Annotated in this window: 16 protein-coding genes; 9 read left to right on the plus strand and 7 right to left on the minus strand. The window is 72.0% G+C overall.

All coding sequences use genetic code 11. The features are described from left to right. Window positions 1-11: 11 nt before the first annotated feature. The 3 genes from QE401_RS03415 to QE401_RS03425 all read right to left on the minus strand — a co-directional run bounded on the left by QE401_RS03415 (window position 12) and on the right by QE401_RS03425 (window position 1,856). The gene (locus tag QE401_RS03415; RefSeq protein ID WP_307136861.1) at window positions 12-479 is read right to left on the minus strand and encodes a YybH family protein; all 468 of its coding nucleotides are present in this window, start codon (window positions 477-479) and stop codon (window positions 12-14) included. Between the two features lie 71 nt (window positions 480-550). After that, entirely contained in the window at window positions 551-1,531 is a 981-nt protein-coding gene (locus QE401_RS03420; RefSeq protein WP_307136862.1) for a Bug family tripartite tricarboxylate transporter substrate binding protein, read from the minus strand. A 121-nt stretch (window positions 1,532-1,652) separates the two neighbouring features. Then, entirely contained in the window at window positions 1,653-1,856 is a 204-nt protein-coding gene (locus QE401_RS03425; protein ID WP_307136863.1) for a hypothetical protein, read from the minus strand. Window positions 1,857-2,258: 402 nt separating this feature from the next. Here QE401_RS03425 and QE401_RS03430 point away from each other — a divergent pair, with 402 nt between their 5' ends. Further along, window positions 2,259-2,456, plus strand: coding sequence for a hypothetical protein (locus QE401_RS03430; RefSeq protein WP_307136864.1), 198 nt, complete (start codon window positions 2,259-2,261; stop codon window positions 2,454-2,456). 72 nt (window positions 2,457-2,528) lie between these two features. Here the strand turns inward: QE401_RS03430 and QE401_RS03435 are convergent, their stop codons facing one another. The 3 genes from QE401_RS03435 to QE401_RS03445 form a co-directional block, all read right to left on the minus strand. After that, a complete protein-coding gene (locus QE401_RS03435) occupies window positions 2,529-3,743 on the minus strand; it encodes an MFS transporter (RefSeq protein ID WP_307136865.1) in 1,215 nt (404 codons plus the stop codon). 8 nt (window positions 3,744-3,751) lie between these two features. Continuing rightward, window positions 3,752-4,618 (minus strand): PRC-barrel domain-containing protein, encoded by an 867-nt coding sequence (locus QE401_RS03440; protein ID WP_307136866.1) that lies wholly within the window; start codon window positions 4,616-4,618, stop codon window positions 3,752-3,754. 145 nt (window positions 4,619-4,763) lie between these two features. After that, a complete protein-coding gene (locus QE401_RS03445; protein WP_307136867.1) occupies window positions 4,764-6,437 on the minus strand; it encodes a dihydroxyacetone kinase family protein in 1,674 nt (557 codons plus the stop codon). A 144-nt stretch (window positions 6,438-6,581) separates the two neighbouring features. On the opposite strand from QE401_RS03445, the gene QE401_RS03450 reads away from it, so the two are divergent. Continuing rightward, the gene (locus QE401_RS03450) at window positions 6,582-6,893 is read left to right on the plus strand and encodes an HU family DNA-binding protein (protein WP_307136868.1); all 312 of its coding nucleotides are present in this window, start codon (window positions 6,582-6,584) and stop codon (window positions 6,891-6,893) included. A 58-nt stretch (window positions 6,894-6,951) separates the two neighbouring features. Here the strand turns inward: QE401_RS03450 and QE401_RS03455 are convergent, their stop codons facing one another. Then, window positions 6,952-7,656 carry a GntR family transcriptional regulator gene (locus QE401_RS03455; RefSeq protein WP_307136869.1) on the minus strand — a complete coding sequence of 235 codons (705 nt, stop codon included), beginning with the start codon at window positions 7,654-7,656 and terminating at the stop codon, window positions 6,952-6,954. Window positions 7,657-7,737: 81 nt separating this feature from the next. Between QE401_RS03455 and QE401_RS03460 the strand changes: the two genes are divergently transcribed. From QE401_RS03460 to fabG, 7 genes are read left to right on the plus strand one after another with little or no spacing between them, the layout of a single operon-like run. Beyond that, window positions 7,738-9,468: an acetolactate synthase catalytic subunit gene (locus QE401_RS03460; RefSeq protein ID WP_307136870.1), complete on the plus strand. Its 1,731-nt coding sequence runs from the start codon at window positions 7,738-7,740 to the stop codon at window positions 9,466-9,468. Window position 9,469: 1 nt separating this feature from the next. Beyond that, window positions 9,470-10,513 (plus strand): zinc-dependent alcohol dehydrogenase, encoded by a 1,044-nt coding sequence (locus QE401_RS03465; protein ID WP_307136871.1) that lies wholly within the window; start codon window positions 9,470-9,472, stop codon window positions 10,511-10,513. A 43-nt stretch (window positions 10,514-10,556) separates the two neighbouring features. Then, window positions 10,557-11,768, plus strand: coding sequence for an ABC transporter substrate-binding protein (locus tag QE401_RS03470; RefSeq protein ID WP_307136872.1), 1,212 nt, complete (start codon window positions 10,557-10,559; stop codon window positions 11,766-11,768). 57 nt (window positions 11,769-11,825) lie between these two features. Beyond that, window positions 11,826-12,701 (plus strand): branched-chain amino acid ABC transporter permease, encoded by an 876-nt coding sequence (locus QE401_RS03475; protein ID WP_307136873.1) that lies wholly within the window; start codon window positions 11,826-11,828, stop codon window positions 12,699-12,701. A 10-nt stretch (window positions 12,702-12,711) separates the two neighbouring features. Beyond that, window positions 12,712-14,511: a branched-chain amino acid ABC transporter ATP-binding protein/permease gene (locus tag QE401_RS03480; protein WP_307136874.1), complete on the plus strand. Its 1,800-nt coding sequence runs from the start codon at window positions 12,712-12,714 to the stop codon at window positions 14,509-14,511. Beyond that, the gene (locus QE401_RS03485; protein ID WP_307136875.1) at window positions 14,495-15,199 is read left to right on the plus strand and encodes an ABC transporter ATP-binding protein; all 705 of its coding nucleotides are present in this window, start codon (window positions 14,495-14,497) and stop codon (window positions 15,197-15,199) included. The genes QE401_RS03480 and QE401_RS03485 overlap by 17 nt, the downstream gene beginning before the upstream one ends. Window positions 15,200-15,212: 13 nt before the next feature. After that, a complete protein-coding gene (gene fabG / locus QE401_RS03490; protein WP_307136876.1) occupies window positions 15,213-15,989 on the plus strand; it encodes a 3-oxoacyl-ACP reductase FabG in 777 nt (258 codons plus the stop codon). The last annotated feature ends 8 nt before the right edge of the window (window positions 15,990-15,997 follow it).

The raw sequence follows: 15,997 nt of genomic DNA on the forward strand, positions 1-15,997 counted from the left end.
GCGCCGCGCGCTCAGCTCTTCGCCGGCTTGTTGCCGTGCGAGACATCCGGCGTGCCGCGGAACAGCGACATGTGCGTGTGGGTCGCGATCCAGGGCTGGTCCGTCGCCTCACGCGCGAAGGAGACGGTGGCCCGCCCGCGCCGGTCGAAGGCGGTGCCATCCGGCAGGTAGCCGGTGGAATCCCAGATGGCCAGCCCCACGGCGAAGAGACGGTCGGGCGAGACCAGCGACTTCACCTCGTCGAGCCGCCAGACGAAGCCGTCGATGGTCGACCAGACCTTGCGCCACTGATTGGCCTCGGCATGGTCGCGGCCATAGACGAAGTCGGAGAAGGTGCCGAAGGCCAGGAAGTCCTCGGCGAAGAGATGGCGGGCGGCGGCGAAGTCGACGGCCTGCACATGGTCGGAGAGTTCGCGGAACCAGTCCTGCACCCGGGCATGATCGGCGGGGTCGACGGGCGCGGCGGCGGAAATCGGCATGGGCACTCCTAGTAGAGTCGGACGATCGTCAGGCTGGAACGGGATGGCGGCGCGGGGAAGCCCCGCGCGGCTCATTGCGGCTCGAAATTCGCCAGACGCAGCAGGGCGGCGTTGCGCGCCACATCCTCACGGATGAAGGCTTCGAGTTCGGGGATGCTCTCGCGCACCGGCTCGAAGCCCTGGCCGGCCAGGCGCTGCACCGTCTCGGGCTCGTGCAGCCCGGCCAGCACGGCCTGGTTCAGCCGCGTCGCGATCTCCTCCGGCACGCCGCGCGGCGCCCAGATTCCGTACCAGGAATAGAAGGTGAAGCCGGGCAGGCCTTCCTCGGCCAGCGTCGGCAGCTCCGGCGCCAGATCGGTGCGCGCGGCGGTCGCGATGCCGAGGCCGCGCAGCTGGCCGCCGCGGATCATCGGCAGGGTGGCCAGCACCGGGTCGAACATCAGCTGCACATTGCCGGCGGCGACATCGGTCAGCGCCGGGGCGGAGCCGCGATAGGGCACGATCTCGATCTGGGTGCCGGCCAGGCGGTTGAACTCGATCGAGGCGAGATGGCCGGCGGCGCCGAGGGAGGAGGTGGCGAAGGACCATTTGCCGGGCTGCGCCTTCACCGCCGCGATGGTCTCGGCCAGCGTCGTCTGCGGCAGGCGGCGATCCTGCACCAGCACGCAGGGGCCGCGCGCGGTGCGGGCGATCGGGACAAAGTCGGTGACCGGGTCGTAGGGCACCGCCTTCATGACGTATTTCGCCATCGGGTGGATCGAGGCGGAGCCGAGGATGGTGTAGCCATCGGCCGGCGCCTGCAGCACCGCCTGGCTGCCGATGGCGCCATTGGCGCCGCTGCGATTCTCCACCACCACGGTGACGCCCAGCTGCTCCTGCAGCTTCTGGGCGGCCAGCCGCGCCATGGCGTCGGTCGCAGCGCCCGGGGTGTAGGGCACGATCATGCGGATCGGGCGATTCGGCCAGGGCGATTGCGCCAGGGCGGGCGCTGCCAGGGACGGGGTGGCGAACAGCGCGCCGGCGCCCGCCCGCAGCAGGGTTCTGCGTTGCATGGATTCTCCTTGGTGGGGCTTGTTCGGAGGACAGCAGCAGTGACCGGCGCGCATGCAGGATGCGACGCCGGCCGGGCTGCGGTCGATGGTTTTCTGGCAGGCGGGCGCGCGGCGCGCGGGGTCAGGCGACCTGGGCGGGCTTCCAGTCCTGGGCGCGCTGCACCACCAGCCGGGCGACGCGCTCGGCCTCGTCCAGGCTGGGGAAGCGCGCGCCTTCCAGATCGTCCACCACCGGGTCGATGGCCTTGAAGAACCAGCCGCCCTGGCTGGCCACGGCGACGCCGACGAAACGGCCGCCGATATCGACGGGACGCGATGCGATCATGATCTCTCCTCGCCGCAGCCTGGCTGCGGACGGATGGTCCGGATGGGAATGGGGTGTGGGGTTCGGCCGGCGCTCAGCGCCGACAACACCGCATTCGCAGGACCTGGCCATCCCCGGCGCGGCAGGCGCCGGAGCGGGAGGAGTCGCGCTTTAGCGTTTCGTGACGCGGTGCAAGCTGCATCTCAAATCTCCGCGGGGCGGGATCCGCCCGGTGAACGCGGGAATAACAACACAAGGGGATCGTTCAATCAATAGAATTCACGATGGAATATGCATATTCCCGATGCCGCCGCGTGAATTCCCCGCCCGGCCCCGCCCAGGCTCGCCGCGGCAACCGCGCCGGCGCCCCGCCCGTTCTGCCTGCACGCCGCGCGACGCGGCGGAACCAGAAGGAGCAAAGCCATGGCTCAGGATGAGACGAAGAAGGACAGGGCGGCGCAGCCGGCCCAGGATCCGAAGCACCGGCATGGCATGGGGCTGGGCGAGCTCACCGGCATGATGACCGGCCATTCCACCCGCGACCCCGACACCACCCGCCCCGGCGACAAGACCACCGGCCCGGGCGAGCTGGGCAATTTCCTGAAGAACCAGAAGGAATAGCCGCTTCCCCAGCCGGGGTGCGGAACGGGGGCGGCGCGCAGCCGCCCCTTTTCCGTGCCCGGCCGCCGGCGCTCAGCGCGCCGGCAGGCCGCGCGGCAGCGGCGCGCCGGGCGGCGCCTTGGTCTCCGGCATCGCCAGGAAGGCCAGCGCCGCGCAGCACAGGCCGATGCCGCCCAGCATGGCGAAGGCGGTGGAGCCGCCCGCCCAGGTGGCGACCAGGCCGGCCAGGCTGGTGCTCAGCGTGCCGCCGATGCCCACCGCCAGGCCGAACAGCCCCATGCAGAGATTGAACCGGTTGGTGCCGCACGTCAGATCCGCCGCCAGCAGCGGCAGCATGACGCCGAGCGTGGCCGCGCTCAGCCCGTCCAGCGCCTGCACCAGGATCAGCGCCCAGGGGTGATCGACCAGCGCCAGCAGCAGGCCGCGCAGCGGCAGGGCCAGGAAGCCGGCGCCCAGCACCAGCCGGCGGCCATGCTGCTCCGCCATGCGCCCGACCCAGGGCGAGATGCCGGCCACCACCAGCTGCGGCACCACCAGGCAGGCGGCGATGATCAGGCTGGCCTCATCGCCGACGCTGCGGGTGACGGCGGCGGCGGCCATCGGCAGCATGGCGGCGTTGGACAGGGTGAACAGCACGCAGCAGGCGGCGAAGATCAGGATGCCGCGGTTGCGCAGCAGCTGCAGCAGCCCCGATTGCCGGGCGCTGCGCTGCGGGTCGGGGGCGGGCGGGTGTAGTTCCCCGGGGCGGATCATCGCCAGGCAGGCCATGGCCGGGATGGTCAGCCCGGCGGTCAGCCAGAACACCGCGGCGGGCGAGACATAGGTGCCGACCAGCCCCATCACCCCGGCGGCGATGGCGCCGCCCAGCGCGGCATAGCGGGCATTGCGCCCCAGCCGCTCGCCCAGCGCCGCGCGGCCGACCAGCGCCAGGCTGATGGCGGCGATGGAGGGGGTCAGGATGCAGCTGGCGAAGCCGTGCAGCACCTCGGCCACCAGCACCGGCAGGGTGGAGGGGAAGCCGGCCAGCAGCACGGCGGAGAGCGCGATGGCCAGCAGCGCCGCCAGCGCCGCGCGCCGCTTCTGGCGCAGCGCATCGACCAGCGCGCCGGCCGGCACCTGGCTCAGCATCGCCGTCAGCGTGCCGAGGCTGAGGGCGAAGCCGATCTCCACCTCGGTCCAGGCCTGGCTGGTCAGGTAGACGGCGACGAAGGGCCCGAAGCCGGTCTGCACATCGGCGACGAAGAAGTTGAGCGCATCGAGCCCGCGCTGGCTGCGGCGTGACGCCATCCGCGCTCCTATTCCGGATTGCCCGCGACCGGCCGGGCCGGCGGCGGCAGGGCGAAGGTGACGTCCTCGCCCTCGCGATATTCGGGGAAGGCCCTCAGCTGGTCGCGGCCGAGGCCCAGGCGGATGCCCTCGGGCGAGAAATTCAGCGCCGCCCAGGCGACGGCGATGCGCCGCCGCCCGACGCCGAGGAAGCCGCCATAATCCAGCACCGCGACGCGCGGCCGGCCTTCCTGGTCGACCAGGACATTGACCACCTGGCCCACGACATTGTTGCTGGAGCCGCGCACATCCTGGCCCAGCACACGGAACAGGCCGGCGCGCGGCAGGGTCTCCCGCGCCGCCTGGGGGACGGGGTCGGCCTCGGCCGGGGCGGGCGCCTGGGCGGCGCCGGCGGGGCCGTTGGCGGGAGCATGGCCTTGCGGCGGCGCGGCCGGGCCTGGCGGGGCGGGCTGGCCGGCGGCGCGGGGGTCCGGGGCTTCGGCCTCCGGCGGCGGCACGGTCGGCACCGGATCGGGCTCCGGCGCGGCGGGGGGGGCCTCGGGCGGCGGCGCGCCGGGCAATGCGGCGGCGGGCGGCGCGGCGGTGGGCGGCGTGTCCGGCCGGGGGCCGGGATCCCGCGAAGGATCCGGTGCGGCGCCGCCGGGCGCGGCCGGCGCCGCATCGGCACCGGCCGGCGACGAAGGCGCGCCGGGGGGCTGGCTGTCCTGTGGCGCGGCGGCACCCGGCCCGGCCGGGGGCACGGCCTGCTCCGCCGCGCCCTGCGGCATGGCAGGGCCCTGCACGCCTTGCGGCGTGGTGTCCGGCGCCGCTTGCGCCGACGCCAGGGCGGGCGCCATGGCCACCCAGCCCAGCAGCCAGCAGATCCTTCGGAGCATGTCCTGTCCTTCCCGGCATCCGGCCGGGAGCGGGCGACCCGCGCCGGGCCACCGCGTCTTCAACGACCCGGCCCCGCCGAAGGTTGACCGCCTCCCGCCGTTCAGATGGTGTCTCGCGGGCCCGGCCGGCAGGCCGGGCCGTGGCTCAGCCGCGCAGCGCCCGCATCCAGACCAGCACGGCGGCGGCGCCGGCATCGGGCTGGCCGATGGCGCGCTCCCCCAGATAGGCGGCGCGGCCCTGGCGCGGCGCCATGCGCGCGGTGGCCTCAAGCCCCTGCTCCGCCGCCGCCAGCGCCGCCGCCCAGCGCTGCGGCAGCGGGCCCGGCGTGGCGGAGAGCGCCTCGGCGGCCGGCAGCAGCGAATCGAGCATGGTGCGGTCCCCGGCCCGGGCCCCGCCCAGCTCCGCCACGGCCCGCACCGCCTGGGCGAAGGCATCGGCCCATTGCCCCGGGCCCGGAGCGGGCACGCCCTCCAGCGCCCGGGCGGCGCGCAGCAGCGCGACCGCGTAGAAGGGGCCGGAGGAACCGCCGATCGCCCGGCGCAGCGCCTGGCCCATCGCCTCCAGCAGCGCGGCGGGGCCGGCATAGGCGCTGTCCGGCAAGGCGCGCAGGGCGGCCGCGCCGCGCGCCATGCTGATGCCGAGATCGCCATCGCCGGCCGCCGAATCGAGCGCGGTCAGCTCGGCCTCCGCCGCCTCCAGCGCCGTGGCGGCGGCCTGCACGGCCTGGCGCAGCGCCGGGGCCAGCGGGCCGGGGGCAGAGGGCGGCGGCGCCTCGCCGGGCGGCGCGGGCAGGATGCGCGCGGCGGCCGGGATGCGGCCATCGCCGATCCAGGCCGGGGCGCTGGCCGGCGCGTCCAGCAGCGCCAGCCGCGCCGCGTCCAGCACCAGCAGGGAGAGGGAGCAGCCCGGCATCTCGATGGCGGTCAGGTAGTTGCCGCACCAGGCACGCTCCACCGCGATGCCGCGCCGGCGCAGTTCCGCCAGCGCGGCGCGGGCGATGATGGCCAGCTCCATCGGCGGCGTGCCGCCCAGCCCGTTGACCAGCAGCGCCACCCGCGCGCCCTCGGCCAGGCCGAGATCGGTGAGGATGGCGTCCAGCAGCGTCTCCACCAGCGAATCGGCCGGCTGCAGCGGGGCGCGCCGCACCCCCTGCTCGCCATGGATGCCGAGGCCGAGCTCCACCGCGTCGGCCTCGATCGCGAAGCCCGGGCGGCCCGCCGCCGGCACGGTGCAGGCGCCGAGCGCGACCCCCATCGAGCCCAGCGATGCCGCGGCCGCCCGGGCGGCCGCGGCGACCTCCTCCAGGCTGTGGCCGGCCGCGGCGGCGGCGCCGGCCACCTTGTGCACCAGCACCGTCCCGGCGATGCCGCGGCGGCGCTCCGGCGCCACGGTGTCGCGCAGCGCCACGTCATCGGCCACCAGCACCATCTCGACCGGGATGCCCTCGGCGCGGGCCAGCTCGGCGGCCAGGCCGAAATTCAACCGGTCCCCGGTGTAGTTCTTGACCACCAGCAGCGCCCCGGCCGGCCCCGCCGCGGCGCGGATCGCCGCCAGCACGGCATCGGTGCTGGGCGAGGTGAAGACATCGCCGGCGATGGCGGCATGCAGCAGGCCGGGGCCGACATAGCCGGCATGGGCCGGCTCATGCCCCGCGCCGCCGCCCGACAGCACGGCGACGCCGCGCTGCGCCGGGGGCGGCAGGTCGACGCGCAGCACCACATCCTCCCCCTCCAGCAGCGCCTGGCCGGGGGCCAGCGCCACCAGCCCCTCCAGCATCTGCCGCACCACGGCGCGCGGGTCGTTGATCAGCTTCTTCATCGCTGGCGTCTCCCTTCGGCGCCGGGAGGGTGGGCGCGGCAAACCGGCGCTTCAAGCCGATTTCCGACAGGATCACGCAGAAACGGGACTTCACGCCGGGCGCAGCCTGTGCTTTGGGTTGCGCATTGCGAGAAAGGCAAGAGCATGTCGAAGAAGTTCCTGGCTGACACCATTCAGAACTCCATCGAGATCACCGGCGTCGGCGCCAATGCCCTCGCCGGCGACATCATCGAGGCGATCAAGGCCGAGATCGTCAAGACCGGCCGCTTCACCATCCCCGATTTCGGCGCCTTCATCGTGCGCGAGACGCCGAAGCGCACGGCGATGAACCCCCGCACCGGCGAGAAGGTGCAGGTGAAGGCCAGCGCCACGGTGCGCTTCAAGCCCTCGCCGGCGCTGCGCGACGCCGCCTTCACGGCGATGAAGAAGAGCAAGCGCAAGGCCGCCAAGGCCTGATCCGGGCGGGGAGGCGCGACGCCGCCGCCTCCCCCCCTCCCCTGGCCCTGCCCGGGGCTCAGCCGGCCGGAAAAAAATCGAGCAGCGGGCGCCCGCCCTCCTCGATGTCGCGCAGCACCGCCGCGCGCACCATGGCGCCGTCGCGCCGCCGCAGCCCCTCCAGCGCCTGCAGATGGCCGTGTTGCGGCTGGTTCTGCGGCCCGCCGGCATAGAGCTGGCTGAGCAGCGGGCCGCATTGCATCCAGAGAATCTCCAGCAGGCCCAGCAGCACCGGCATCTCCGCCAGGCGGCACAGGCCGAAATGGAACTGCTCATTGGCCTGCAGCGCCGCGGCGTAATCCTGCCGTGCCTCGGCCTCCACCAGCCGCTCATGCACCGCCGCGAGCTGCGCGATCTCGGCCGCCCCCGCCCGTGACGCGGCGGCGGCCCCCGCCTGCCCCTCCAGCGTGCAGCGGAGCGCGCGGATCTCGAGGAAGCGGGCGCGGTCGATGCGCGGCACCACCACCGTGCCGCGCTCATCCATCTGCAGCGCCTGCTCGGAGACCAGGCGCAGCAGCGCCTCCCGCACCGGCGTCGCGCTGATGCCGAGCCGGGCGGCCAGCGGCCGCAGCAGCAGCTTCTCCCCCGGCTTCAGCCGGCTCAGCATCAGCGCCGCGCGGATCTCCTGATAGGCGCGCTCGCTCAGGCTGTCGCGCGAGATGCGGCGGAAGGTCGCATCCGATTCGGGCTCCGCCTCGGGCGGGCGCGGCGGCATGGTGTTCATGGTTGACATCCCGAGCGTAACGTCTCCACTGTTATAACAAATGACGCACAACAAGCGTCATGACCAGGGAAGGAAACCGACATGGATACAGCCGTACACGCCCGGCCGGGCGTGAACGAGTCCGTGGCCATGCGCCTGGCCGCCGCCTTCCGGCGCCATGGTGTCGAGATCGTCTTCGGCCAGAGCATCCCCAGCGCCTTTTTCCTCGCCGCCCCGCAGGCCGGCATCCGCCAGGCGACCTACCGCGCCGAGAATGCCGGCGGCACCATGGCCGATGGCTATGCGCGCATCTCGGGCCGTGTCGGCGTGGTCGCGGCGCAGAACGGCCCGGCGGCCACGCTGCTGGTGCCGCCCCTGGCCGAGGCGCTGAAGGCCTCCATCCCGGTCATCGCCCTGGTCCAGGACGTCGCCCGCACCACAACGGAAAAAAACGCGTTCCAGGAGCTGGACCATCTGCGGCTGTTCGATGGCTGCACCAAATGGGCGCGGCGCATCGACCATGCCTCGCGCATCGAGGAGATGGTGGAGCTGGCCTTCGTCCAGGCCTGTGGCGGGCGGCCCGGCCCGGTCGCGCTGATCATCCCCGCCGATCTGCTGACCGAGACGGCGAGCCATGCGGAGAGCCGCCGCGCCGATCTCGGCCATTTCCCGCTCGACCGCAGCGTCGCCGACCCCGCCGGCATCGCCGAGGCGGCGCGGCTGCTGGCCAATGCCCGCGCGCCGCTGGTGATCGCGGGGGGCGGTGTGCATGCCTCCGGCGCCGCCGCCGCCCTGGCCGCGCTGCAGGAGGAATGCCACCTGCCGGTGGCCACCACGGTGATGGGCAAGGGGGTGGTGGCGGAGACGCATCCCCTCTCGCTCGGCATCGTCGGCTATTTCATGGGCGATGGCGCGCGCGGCCGCGCCCTGCGGCCGATGGTGGAGGAGGCCGATGTGGTGCTGCTGGTCGGCAACCGCACCAACCAGAACGGCACCGACAGCTGGAAGCTCTATCCGCGCGACGCCCGCTACATCCAGATCGACATCGACAGCGGCGAGATCGGCCGCAATTACGAGGCGCTGCGCCTGCTGGGCGATGCGAAGCTGACGCTGGAGGCGCTGCACCGCGCGCTGCTGGCCGAAGGTGTCGCCAGCCGCGCCGCCGCGCGGCCCGAGACGGAGCGACGCATCGCCGAGGGTGTGGCCGATTGGCGCCATTTCACCCGCCGCATCCGCGAGCAGGACCGCGAGCCGATCCGCCCGGAGCGGGTGATGCAGGCGCTGGAGGACATCATCGACGCCGAGAGCATCGTGGTGGCGGATGCCAGCTACTCCTCCATCTGGATCGCCAATTACCTGACGGCGCGCCGCCCCGGCATGCGCTTCCTGACGCCGCGCGGCCTGGCCGGGCTGGGCTGGGGCCTGCCGCTGGCGATCGGCGCGAAGATGGCGGCGCCGGAGAAGAAAGTGGTCTGCGTCGCCGGCGATGGCGGCTTCGCGCATAGCTGGGCGGAGCTGGAGACGGCGCGGCGCCTCGGCCTCGACATCCCGGTGCTGGTGCTGAACAACCAGATCCTGGGCTACCAGAAGCATGCCGAGGACACGCTGTTCGGCGCGCATACCGATGCCTGCGACTTCTTTCCGGTGGACCACGCGGCCATCGCCAAGGCCTGCGGCTGCCACGGCATCCGAGTGGAGCGCGCCGCCGAGCTGGATGCGGCGCTGCGCGAGGCCTGGGCGCAGAGCGGGCCGAGCCTGATCGACATCATCACCGACCCGGATGCGCGGCCGCCGGTGACCTTCTACGACAACACCTACCCCTCGCCCTTCTGACATGCTGGCGCTGCGCAAGACCGAGGCCGCGCCGGGGCTGCACCTTCAGGAGCGCCCGGCGCCGCCGCCGCCGGCCCCGGGCGAGATCGCCATCCGCATCGCCGCCGCCGGCATCTGCGGCAGCGATCTGCACGCCTATGAATGGACACCCGGCTACGAATTCATGGCACCCCACATGCCCTTCACACTGGGGCATGAATTTTCCGGGCATGTCGTCGCGCTGGGCGAGGGCGTGGAGGGGTTCGCCCTGGGCGATGCCGTCACCGCCTGGCCCACCATCGGCTGCCGGCAATGCCGCGCCTGCCGCGAGGACCGGATGCAGGATTGCCAGGCGCGCCGCATCCTCGGCCTGCATTGCGATGGCGGTTTCGCGGGCCGGCTGAACGCGCCCGCCTTCAACTGCTTCCGCCTGCCCGACGGCGTGCCGGTGGAGCTGGGCGCGCTGGCCGAGCCGCTGAGCATCGCCGACAATGCGGTGCAGGTGGCCGACATCACCCCCGGCGATGCGGTGCTGGTGCTGGGGCCGGGCCCGATCGGCCTGGGCATCGCCTGGATGGCGCAGCGGCGCGGCGCGCGCGTGCTGCTGGCGGGGCTGAACGACGCGCTGCGCCTGGATTGCGCCCGCCGCATGGGCATCGCGCACTGCGTGGATCTCGCCGAGATCTCTCTCGAGGATTCGGTCCGAAAGCAGTTCGGCGAGAAGGTGGACCGTGTCATCGAGGCCACCGGCCTGCCGCGCTCCATCCTGGACGGGCTCAGTGTGTTGCGCTCCAGCGGCGTGCTGGTGATCACCGGCATCCATCCGGCGCCGCTGGAACTGCCGCTGACCACCATGGTGCGCAACAAGCACCAGCTGCGCGCAGCCCATGACACCACCCGCGCCGCCTGGCCGCGCGTGCTGGCGCAGCTGGCCGAGCCGGATGCGCGCACGCAACTGGCCGAGATGGTGACGCACCGGATGCCGCTCTCCGACGGCATCGCCGGCTTTGAGACCGCGCGCCGCAAGGGCGCCGTGAAGATCCTGCTCCACCCAGGCGACGCTTGAAGCGCCGGGCGGGGAAACACCAGGGGAGGAAACAAGGATGATGATGCGAAGCACACGTCGCCTGGCGCTCGGCCTGCTGGCCGGGCTGGGCTTGGGTCTCTCCGCCACGGCGGCGCAGGCCGAGCTGCGCCTCGGCGCCCTCTACCCCTTCAGCGGCGAGCTCGCCGTGCTCGGCGATGAGAGCTGGCGCGGGCTGGAGCTGGCGGTGGAGGAGCGCAACGCCGCCGGCGGCATCCGCGGCGAGCGCATCGTGCTGGTGCGCGGCGATGCCGTGGACAACAACCAGGCGGTGGCCGAGGCGCGGCGGCTGATCTCGGTCTCCGGCGTCAAGGCGATCTTCGGCACCTATTCCTCGGCCCGCTCGCAGGTGGCGAGCCAGGTGGCCGAGCTGGCGCGCATCCCCTATTTCGAGATGGGCGCGGTTTCGGATGCCATCACCGAGCGCCGCTTCCGCTACCTGTTCCGCACCAACCCGACGGCGCGCGACATGGCCGCGCGCTCGATCGAGATGGTGGTGAACGCCGTCGCACCCGGCCTGTCGGTGGACCCCAAGGCGCTGCGCATCGCCATCATCCATGAGGACAGCCTCTACGGCACCACGGTCGGCCGCTACCAGGCGAGCTATGCCAAGGAGCAGGGGCTGAACGTCGTCGAGACCCTGCCCTACCCGGCCAATATCGTCGACATGTCCTCGCTGATCCTGCGGCTGCAGAATGCCCGGGTCGATGTGGTGCTGCAGACCTCCTACCAGAACGACACGGTTCTGTTCTTCCGCCAGGCGCGGGAGGCGAATTTCCGCCCGCGCGCGGTGATCGGCGGCGGCGGCGGCTACTCGCTGCGCGAGACCATGCAGGCGGTGGGTCAGGACGTCATCGATGGCGCGCTGAACATCGACTTCACGCAATACGCCATCAACCCGCAGGCGGCGCCGGGCATCGAGGATTTCGTCGCCGCCTACCGCGCGAAATACGGGATGGAGCCGCGCTCCGGCCATAGCCTGGGCAATTATGTCGGCGCCAAGGTGTTTCTCGACGCCATCGCCGCCGCGCGCTCCTTCTCGGCCGATGACATCCGCGCCGCCGTCGCCGCGGTCGATGTGCCGGATGGCCAGACCGCCGAGGGCTGGGGCGTGAAGTTCGGCGCCGACGGCCAGAATGAGCGCGCCCGGATGATGGGCATGCAGTGGCAGGATGGCCGCCTGGTCACCGTCTTCCCGCCGGAGGCCGCGGTCTCCCCGCTGCGGCTGCGCCGCTGAGCGAGAGGCGGGCGCGCATCGCGCGCCCGCCGCCCCACCCCGAGGCGAGGGAGCGAGATGGAAACCTTCCTGCAGCTGGTGCTGAACGGGCTGATGCTGGGCGGGCTGTTCGCCATCATCAGCGTCGGGCTGACGCTGATCTTCGGCATCATCCGGCTGGTGAACTTCGCGCATGGCGAGCTGCTGATGGTCGGCATGTACCTGACCTGGCTCGGCACCACGAAGCTCGGCCTGCACCCTTACCTGCTGGCGCCGCCCCTGGTGCTGGTGCTGTTCCTGCTGGGCGTGCTGATCCAGCGCTTCATCCTGCAGCCGCTGCTGGAGGCGCGTGACGCGCATGTGCAGATCTTCGCGACGGTGGGCCTGTCCACCGCGCTGATCAACTTGGCGCTGCTGGTCTTCGGCGCCGATCTCTACGCGACGCCTGCCTCCGGCGTGCGCGATTCCCTCAGCTTCGGCCCGTTCCGCGTCATGGTCGGGCAGCTGGTGATGTTCGTCTGCGGCATCGCCGTGGTCAGCGCGCTGCATCTGTTCATGGAGCGCAGCCATCTCGGCCGCGCCATCCGGGCCACCGCGCAGCACCGCGCCGCGGCGCAGCTGATGGGCGTCAACGTCCAGCGCATCTACATCGTCACCTTCGGCATCGGCGCCGCCTGCGTCGGGCTGGCGGCGGCGCTGGTGGCGCCGGTCTATCCGGCCTCGCCCACCGTCGGCACCTATTTCGTGCTGACCGCCTTTGTCGTCGTCGTGCTGGGCGGCATGGGCAGCCTGCATGGCGCCTTCCTGGGCGCCATGCTGATCGGCCTCGTCGACAGCCTCAGCGGCTACTACATCGCGCCGGATCTGAAGGAGGTGGTGATCTTCGCCCTCTTCATCCTGATCCTGCTGTTCCGCCCGACCGGCCTGCTCGGCCTCGGCCGCGGCTCCGAATGAGGGGATGGCCATGAGCGACCTCACCCTTCCCGCCGCCGCCTCAGCGCCGCGCCGCTTCGATCTCGGGCTGCTCGCCACCCTGGCCCTGCTGGTGCTGCTGCTGGCGGTGCCGCTGCTGATCAATGATGATTTCGTCTTCCACGTCTTCATCACCATCTGCCTCTATGGCGCGCTGGCGACCGCGTGGAACATCGTTGGCGGCTTTGCCGGGCAGCTCTCGCTGGGCCACGCCATCTTCTATGGCATCGGCGCCTATACGGCCGGGCTGCTGGTGCCGCTCGGCATCTCGCCCTGGATCGGCATGCTGGCCGGCGCTGCCCTCTCGGCGCTGCTCGGCATCGGCATCGGCCTGCCCTGCTTCCGGCTGCGCGGGCCCTTCTTCGCCCTGGCCACCATCGCCTTCCTGCAGGTGATCCGGCTGCTGGCGCTGCATTTCACCGGTCTGACCGGCGGCGCCGTGGGGCTGATGGTGCCGCTGCAGACCGGCTGGCAGTGGATGATCTTCTTCGAGCGCTGGCCCTCTCTGCTGATCGCCTTCGGATTGCTGACGCTGACGCTGGGTGTCGCCGGCTATATCCGCCATGCGCGCTTCGGCTACTACCTGGTGGCGACGCGGGAGCGCGAGCCGGCGGCGGCGGCGGCCGGCGTCAACACGCTGCGGGTGCGGCTGCAGGCGGTGGCCATCTCCGCCGCGCTGACCTCGATGGTCGGCACCTTCCACGGCATGTACCTCACCTTCATCGAGCCGGAGGCGATGTTCTCGCTCGCCTTCTCGGTGCAGATCGCGATGTTCGCGTTGATCGGCGGCATCGGCACGGTGCTGGGGCCGCTGCTCGGCACGCTGCTGGTGGTGCCGCTGACCGAGCTGGCGCGCGGCTGGCTGGGCGCCTCGGCACTCGGCCTGCATGGCTTCGTCTATGGCACGGTGCTGGTGCTGATTGTCCTTTTCGTGCCCGACGGCCTGGCCGGGCTGCTGCGCCGCCGCCCTGCCCCGCTGCGCGAGATGGAGGCCGAGCCCGCCACCTTGCCCGCCGAGCCGCGCGCGCCGGTGCGGCGCGACATCGGCGAGCCCATCCTGGTGGCCGAGCATCTGAACAAGCGCTTCGGCGGCCTGGCGGTGACGCAGGATGTCAGCCTGACGCTGCGCCAGGGCGAGGTGCTGGGCATCATCGGGCCGAACGGCGCCGGAAAGACGACGCTGTTCAACCAGCTCTCCGGCTTCCTGGCGCCGAGCTCCGGCGTGGTGCGGGTGCGCGTCGATGGCGAGGGCTTCGTCACCCCGCGCACGCCGCATGGCTTCGCGCAGGCCGGCATCGGCCGCACCTTCCAGATCGTGCAGCCCTTCGCGGCGATGACGGTGCTCGAGAACATCATGATCGGCGCCTTCCATCGCTATCCCGGCCGCGTTGCCGCGCGGGAGAAGGCGCTGGAGACGGCGCAGCGCATGGGCCTCTGGGCGCAGCGCGACATGGAGGCGCGCAACCTGACCATCGGCGGGCTGAAGCGGCTGGAGATCGCCCGTGTCATGGCGATGGAGCCGCGCATCCTGCTGCTGGACGAAGTGATGGCGGGGCTGAACCAGACCGATGTGCGCCGCGCCATCCGCCTGGTCGAGGAGATCCGCGACAGCGGCGTCAGCATCATCGCCATCGAGCATGTGATGCAGGCGATCATGGCGCTGTCCGACCGCGTCATCGTGCTCAATTCCGGCAAGCTGATCGCCGCGGGCCGCCCACAGGAGGTGGTGCGCGACCCGCAGGTGATCGAGGCCTATCTGGGGAAGGATTTCGCCGATGCTCACCCTGCATGAGGTGACCTCCGGCTATGGCCGCACCACCATCCTGCACGGCATCAGCGCCGAGGTGCGGGCGGGCGAGGTGGTGACCATCGTCGGCGCCAATGGCGCGGGCAAGACCACGACGCTGCGCACCATCGCCGGGCTGCTGCGCCCGAGCGGCGGGCGCATCACCTTCGAGGGCGAGGAGATCTCCCGCCTGACGCCGCATGAGGTGGTGGCGCGCGGCATCACCCTGATCCCGGAGGGGCGGCAATTGTTCCCCTTCATGACGGTGCGCGACAATCTCCGCATGGGCGCCTATACGCCGCATGCGCGCGGGCGCGAGAGGCAGACCATGGAGGAGGTTCTCGACCTCTTCCCCCGCCTGCGGGAGCGGCTGGAGCAGCAGGCGGGCTCGCTCTCGGGCGGCGAGCAGCAGATGGTCGCCATCGCGCGCGGCATGATGGCGCGGCCCAAGCTGCTGATGTTCGACGAGCCCTCGCTGGGCCTCGCGCCCATCATCGTGGCGCAGGTCTTCGCCGTGGTGGAGCAGATCGTGGCCACCGGCGTCACCGTGCTGATCGTCGAGCAGAATGTGGTGCGCACTCTCAGCATCGCCGATCGCGGCTATGTGCTGGAGAATGGGGAGATCGTCATGTCCGACAGCGGCGCCGCCCTGCTGCGCGACGACCATGTCCGCCGCGCCTATCTCGGCATCTGAGGGGAGGGACGCCATGCAGCAGCAGGATCTGGCGGACCGCCCCAGCCATGCCGGGCGCATCGTGCTGGTCACCGGCGGCGGCCAGGGCATCGGCGCCGCCATCGCGCGCGGCTTCGCCCGGCGCGGCGCGAAGGTCGGGCTGGTCGACGCCGTGCCCGACCGGGCCGAGGCGATGGCAGCCGAGCTCGGCGGCGCCGGCGCGACTGCCGATGTCGCGGATTTCTCCGCCCTGGAAGCAGCGATCCGCGAACTGGAAAAAAAGCTGGGCGGACGGTTCGACACGCTGGTGAACAATGCCGGCATTTCGCCGAAGCATGACGGCCGCGCGCATGGCGCCTGGGAAATGGCGCCGGAAGAGTGGCAGCGCGTCGTCGGCGTCAACCTGAATGGCTGCTTCCACGCCATTCGCCTGCTGGTACCGGGCATGATGCAGGCGGGGCGCGGCGCCATCGTCAACATGTCCTCGGTCGCCGGGCGCACCTATTCCGTCGTCGTTGGCGCGCATTACGCGGCGACCAAGGCCGCGCTGATCGGGCTGACCAAGCATCTGGCGGGCGAGCTCGGCCCGCATGGCATCCGCGTCAACGCCATCGCGCCCGGGCGCATCGACACGCCCATGATCCGCACCGTGGGCGATGCGGTGAATGCCGGCCAGGTCGCGGCGACACCGTTGCGCCGCCTCGGCAAGCCGGAGGAGGTGGCCGATCTCGCGCTCTACCTCGCCTCCGACGAGGCCTCCTTCGTCACCGGCCAGGTCGTCGACGTGGCCGGTGGCATGATGATGACCTGAGGAGCGCC

The sequence above is a fragment of the Pseudoroseomonas cervicalis genome, assembly GCF_030818485.1.
Taxonomy (GTDB): Bacteria; Pseudomonadota; Alphaproteobacteria; order Acetobacterales; family Acetobacteraceae; genus Pseudoroseomonas; species Pseudoroseomonas cervicalis_A.

Excerpts from the sequence above, each read along its gene's own strand:
- QE401_RS03445 (WP_307136867.1), bottom strand. The coding sequence starts at position 6,437 with ATGAAGAAGCTGATCAACGACCCGCGCGCCGTGGTGCGGCAGATGCTG.
- QE401_RS03430 (WP_307136864.1), top strand. The coding sequence starts at position 2,259 with ATGGCTCAGGATGAGACGAAGAAGGACAGGGCGGCGCAGCCGGCCCAG.
- QE401_RS03420 (WP_307136862.1), bottom strand. The coding sequence starts at position 1,531 with ATGCAACGCAGAACCCTGCTGCGGGCGGGCGCCGGCGCGCTGTTCGCC.
- QE401_RS03485 (WP_307136875.1), top strand. The coding sequence starts at position 14,495 with ATGCTCACCCTGCATGAGGTGACCTCCGGCTATGGCCGCACCACCATC.
- QE401_RS03415 (WP_307136861.1), bottom strand. The coding sequence starts at position 479 with ATGCCGATTTCCGCCGCCGCGCCCGTCGACCCCGCCGATCATGCCCGG.
- QE401_RS03450 (WP_307136868.1), top strand. The coding sequence starts at position 6,582 with ATGTCGAAGAAGTTCCTGGCTGACACCATTCAGAACTCCATCGAGATC.
- QE401_RS03440 (WP_307136866.1), bottom strand. The coding sequence starts at position 4,618 with ATGCTCCGAAGGATCTGCTGGCTGCTGGGCTGGGTGGCCATGGCGCCC.
- fabG (WP_307136876.1), top strand. The coding sequence starts at position 15,213 with ATGCAGCAGCAGGATCTGGCGGACCGCCCCAGCCATGCCGGGCGCATC.
- QE401_RS03480 (WP_307136874.1), top strand. The coding sequence starts at position 12,712 with ATGAGCGACCTCACCCTTCCCGCCGCCGCCTCAGCGCCGCGCCGCTTC.
- QE401_RS03475 (WP_307136873.1), top strand. The coding sequence starts at position 11,826 with ATGGAAACCTTCCTGCAGCTGGTGCTGAACGGGCTGATGCTGGGCGGG.
- QE401_RS03460 (WP_307136870.1), top strand. The coding sequence starts at position 7,738 with ATGGATACAGCCGTACACGCCCGGCCGGGCGTGAACGAGTCCGTGGCC.
- QE401_RS03455 (WP_307136869.1), bottom strand. The coding sequence starts at position 7,656 with ATGAACACCATGCCGCCGCGCCCGCCCGAGGCGGAGCCCGAATCGGAT.
- QE401_RS03435 (WP_307136865.1), bottom strand. The coding sequence starts at position 3,743 with ATGGCGTCACGCCGCAGCCAGCGCGGGCTCGATGCGCTCAACTTCTTC.
- QE401_RS03425 (WP_307136863.1), bottom strand. The coding sequence starts at position 1,856 with ATGATCGCATCGCGTCCCGTCGATATCGGCGGCCGTTTCGTCGGCGTC.
- QE401_RS03470 (WP_307136872.1), top strand. The coding sequence starts at position 10,557 with ATGCGAAGCACACGTCGCCTGGCGCTCGGCCTGCTGGCCGGGCTGGGC.
- QE401_RS03465 (WP_307136871.1), top strand. The coding sequence starts at position 9,470 with ATGCTGGCGCTGCGCAAGACCGAGGCCGCGCCGGGGCTGCACCTTCAG.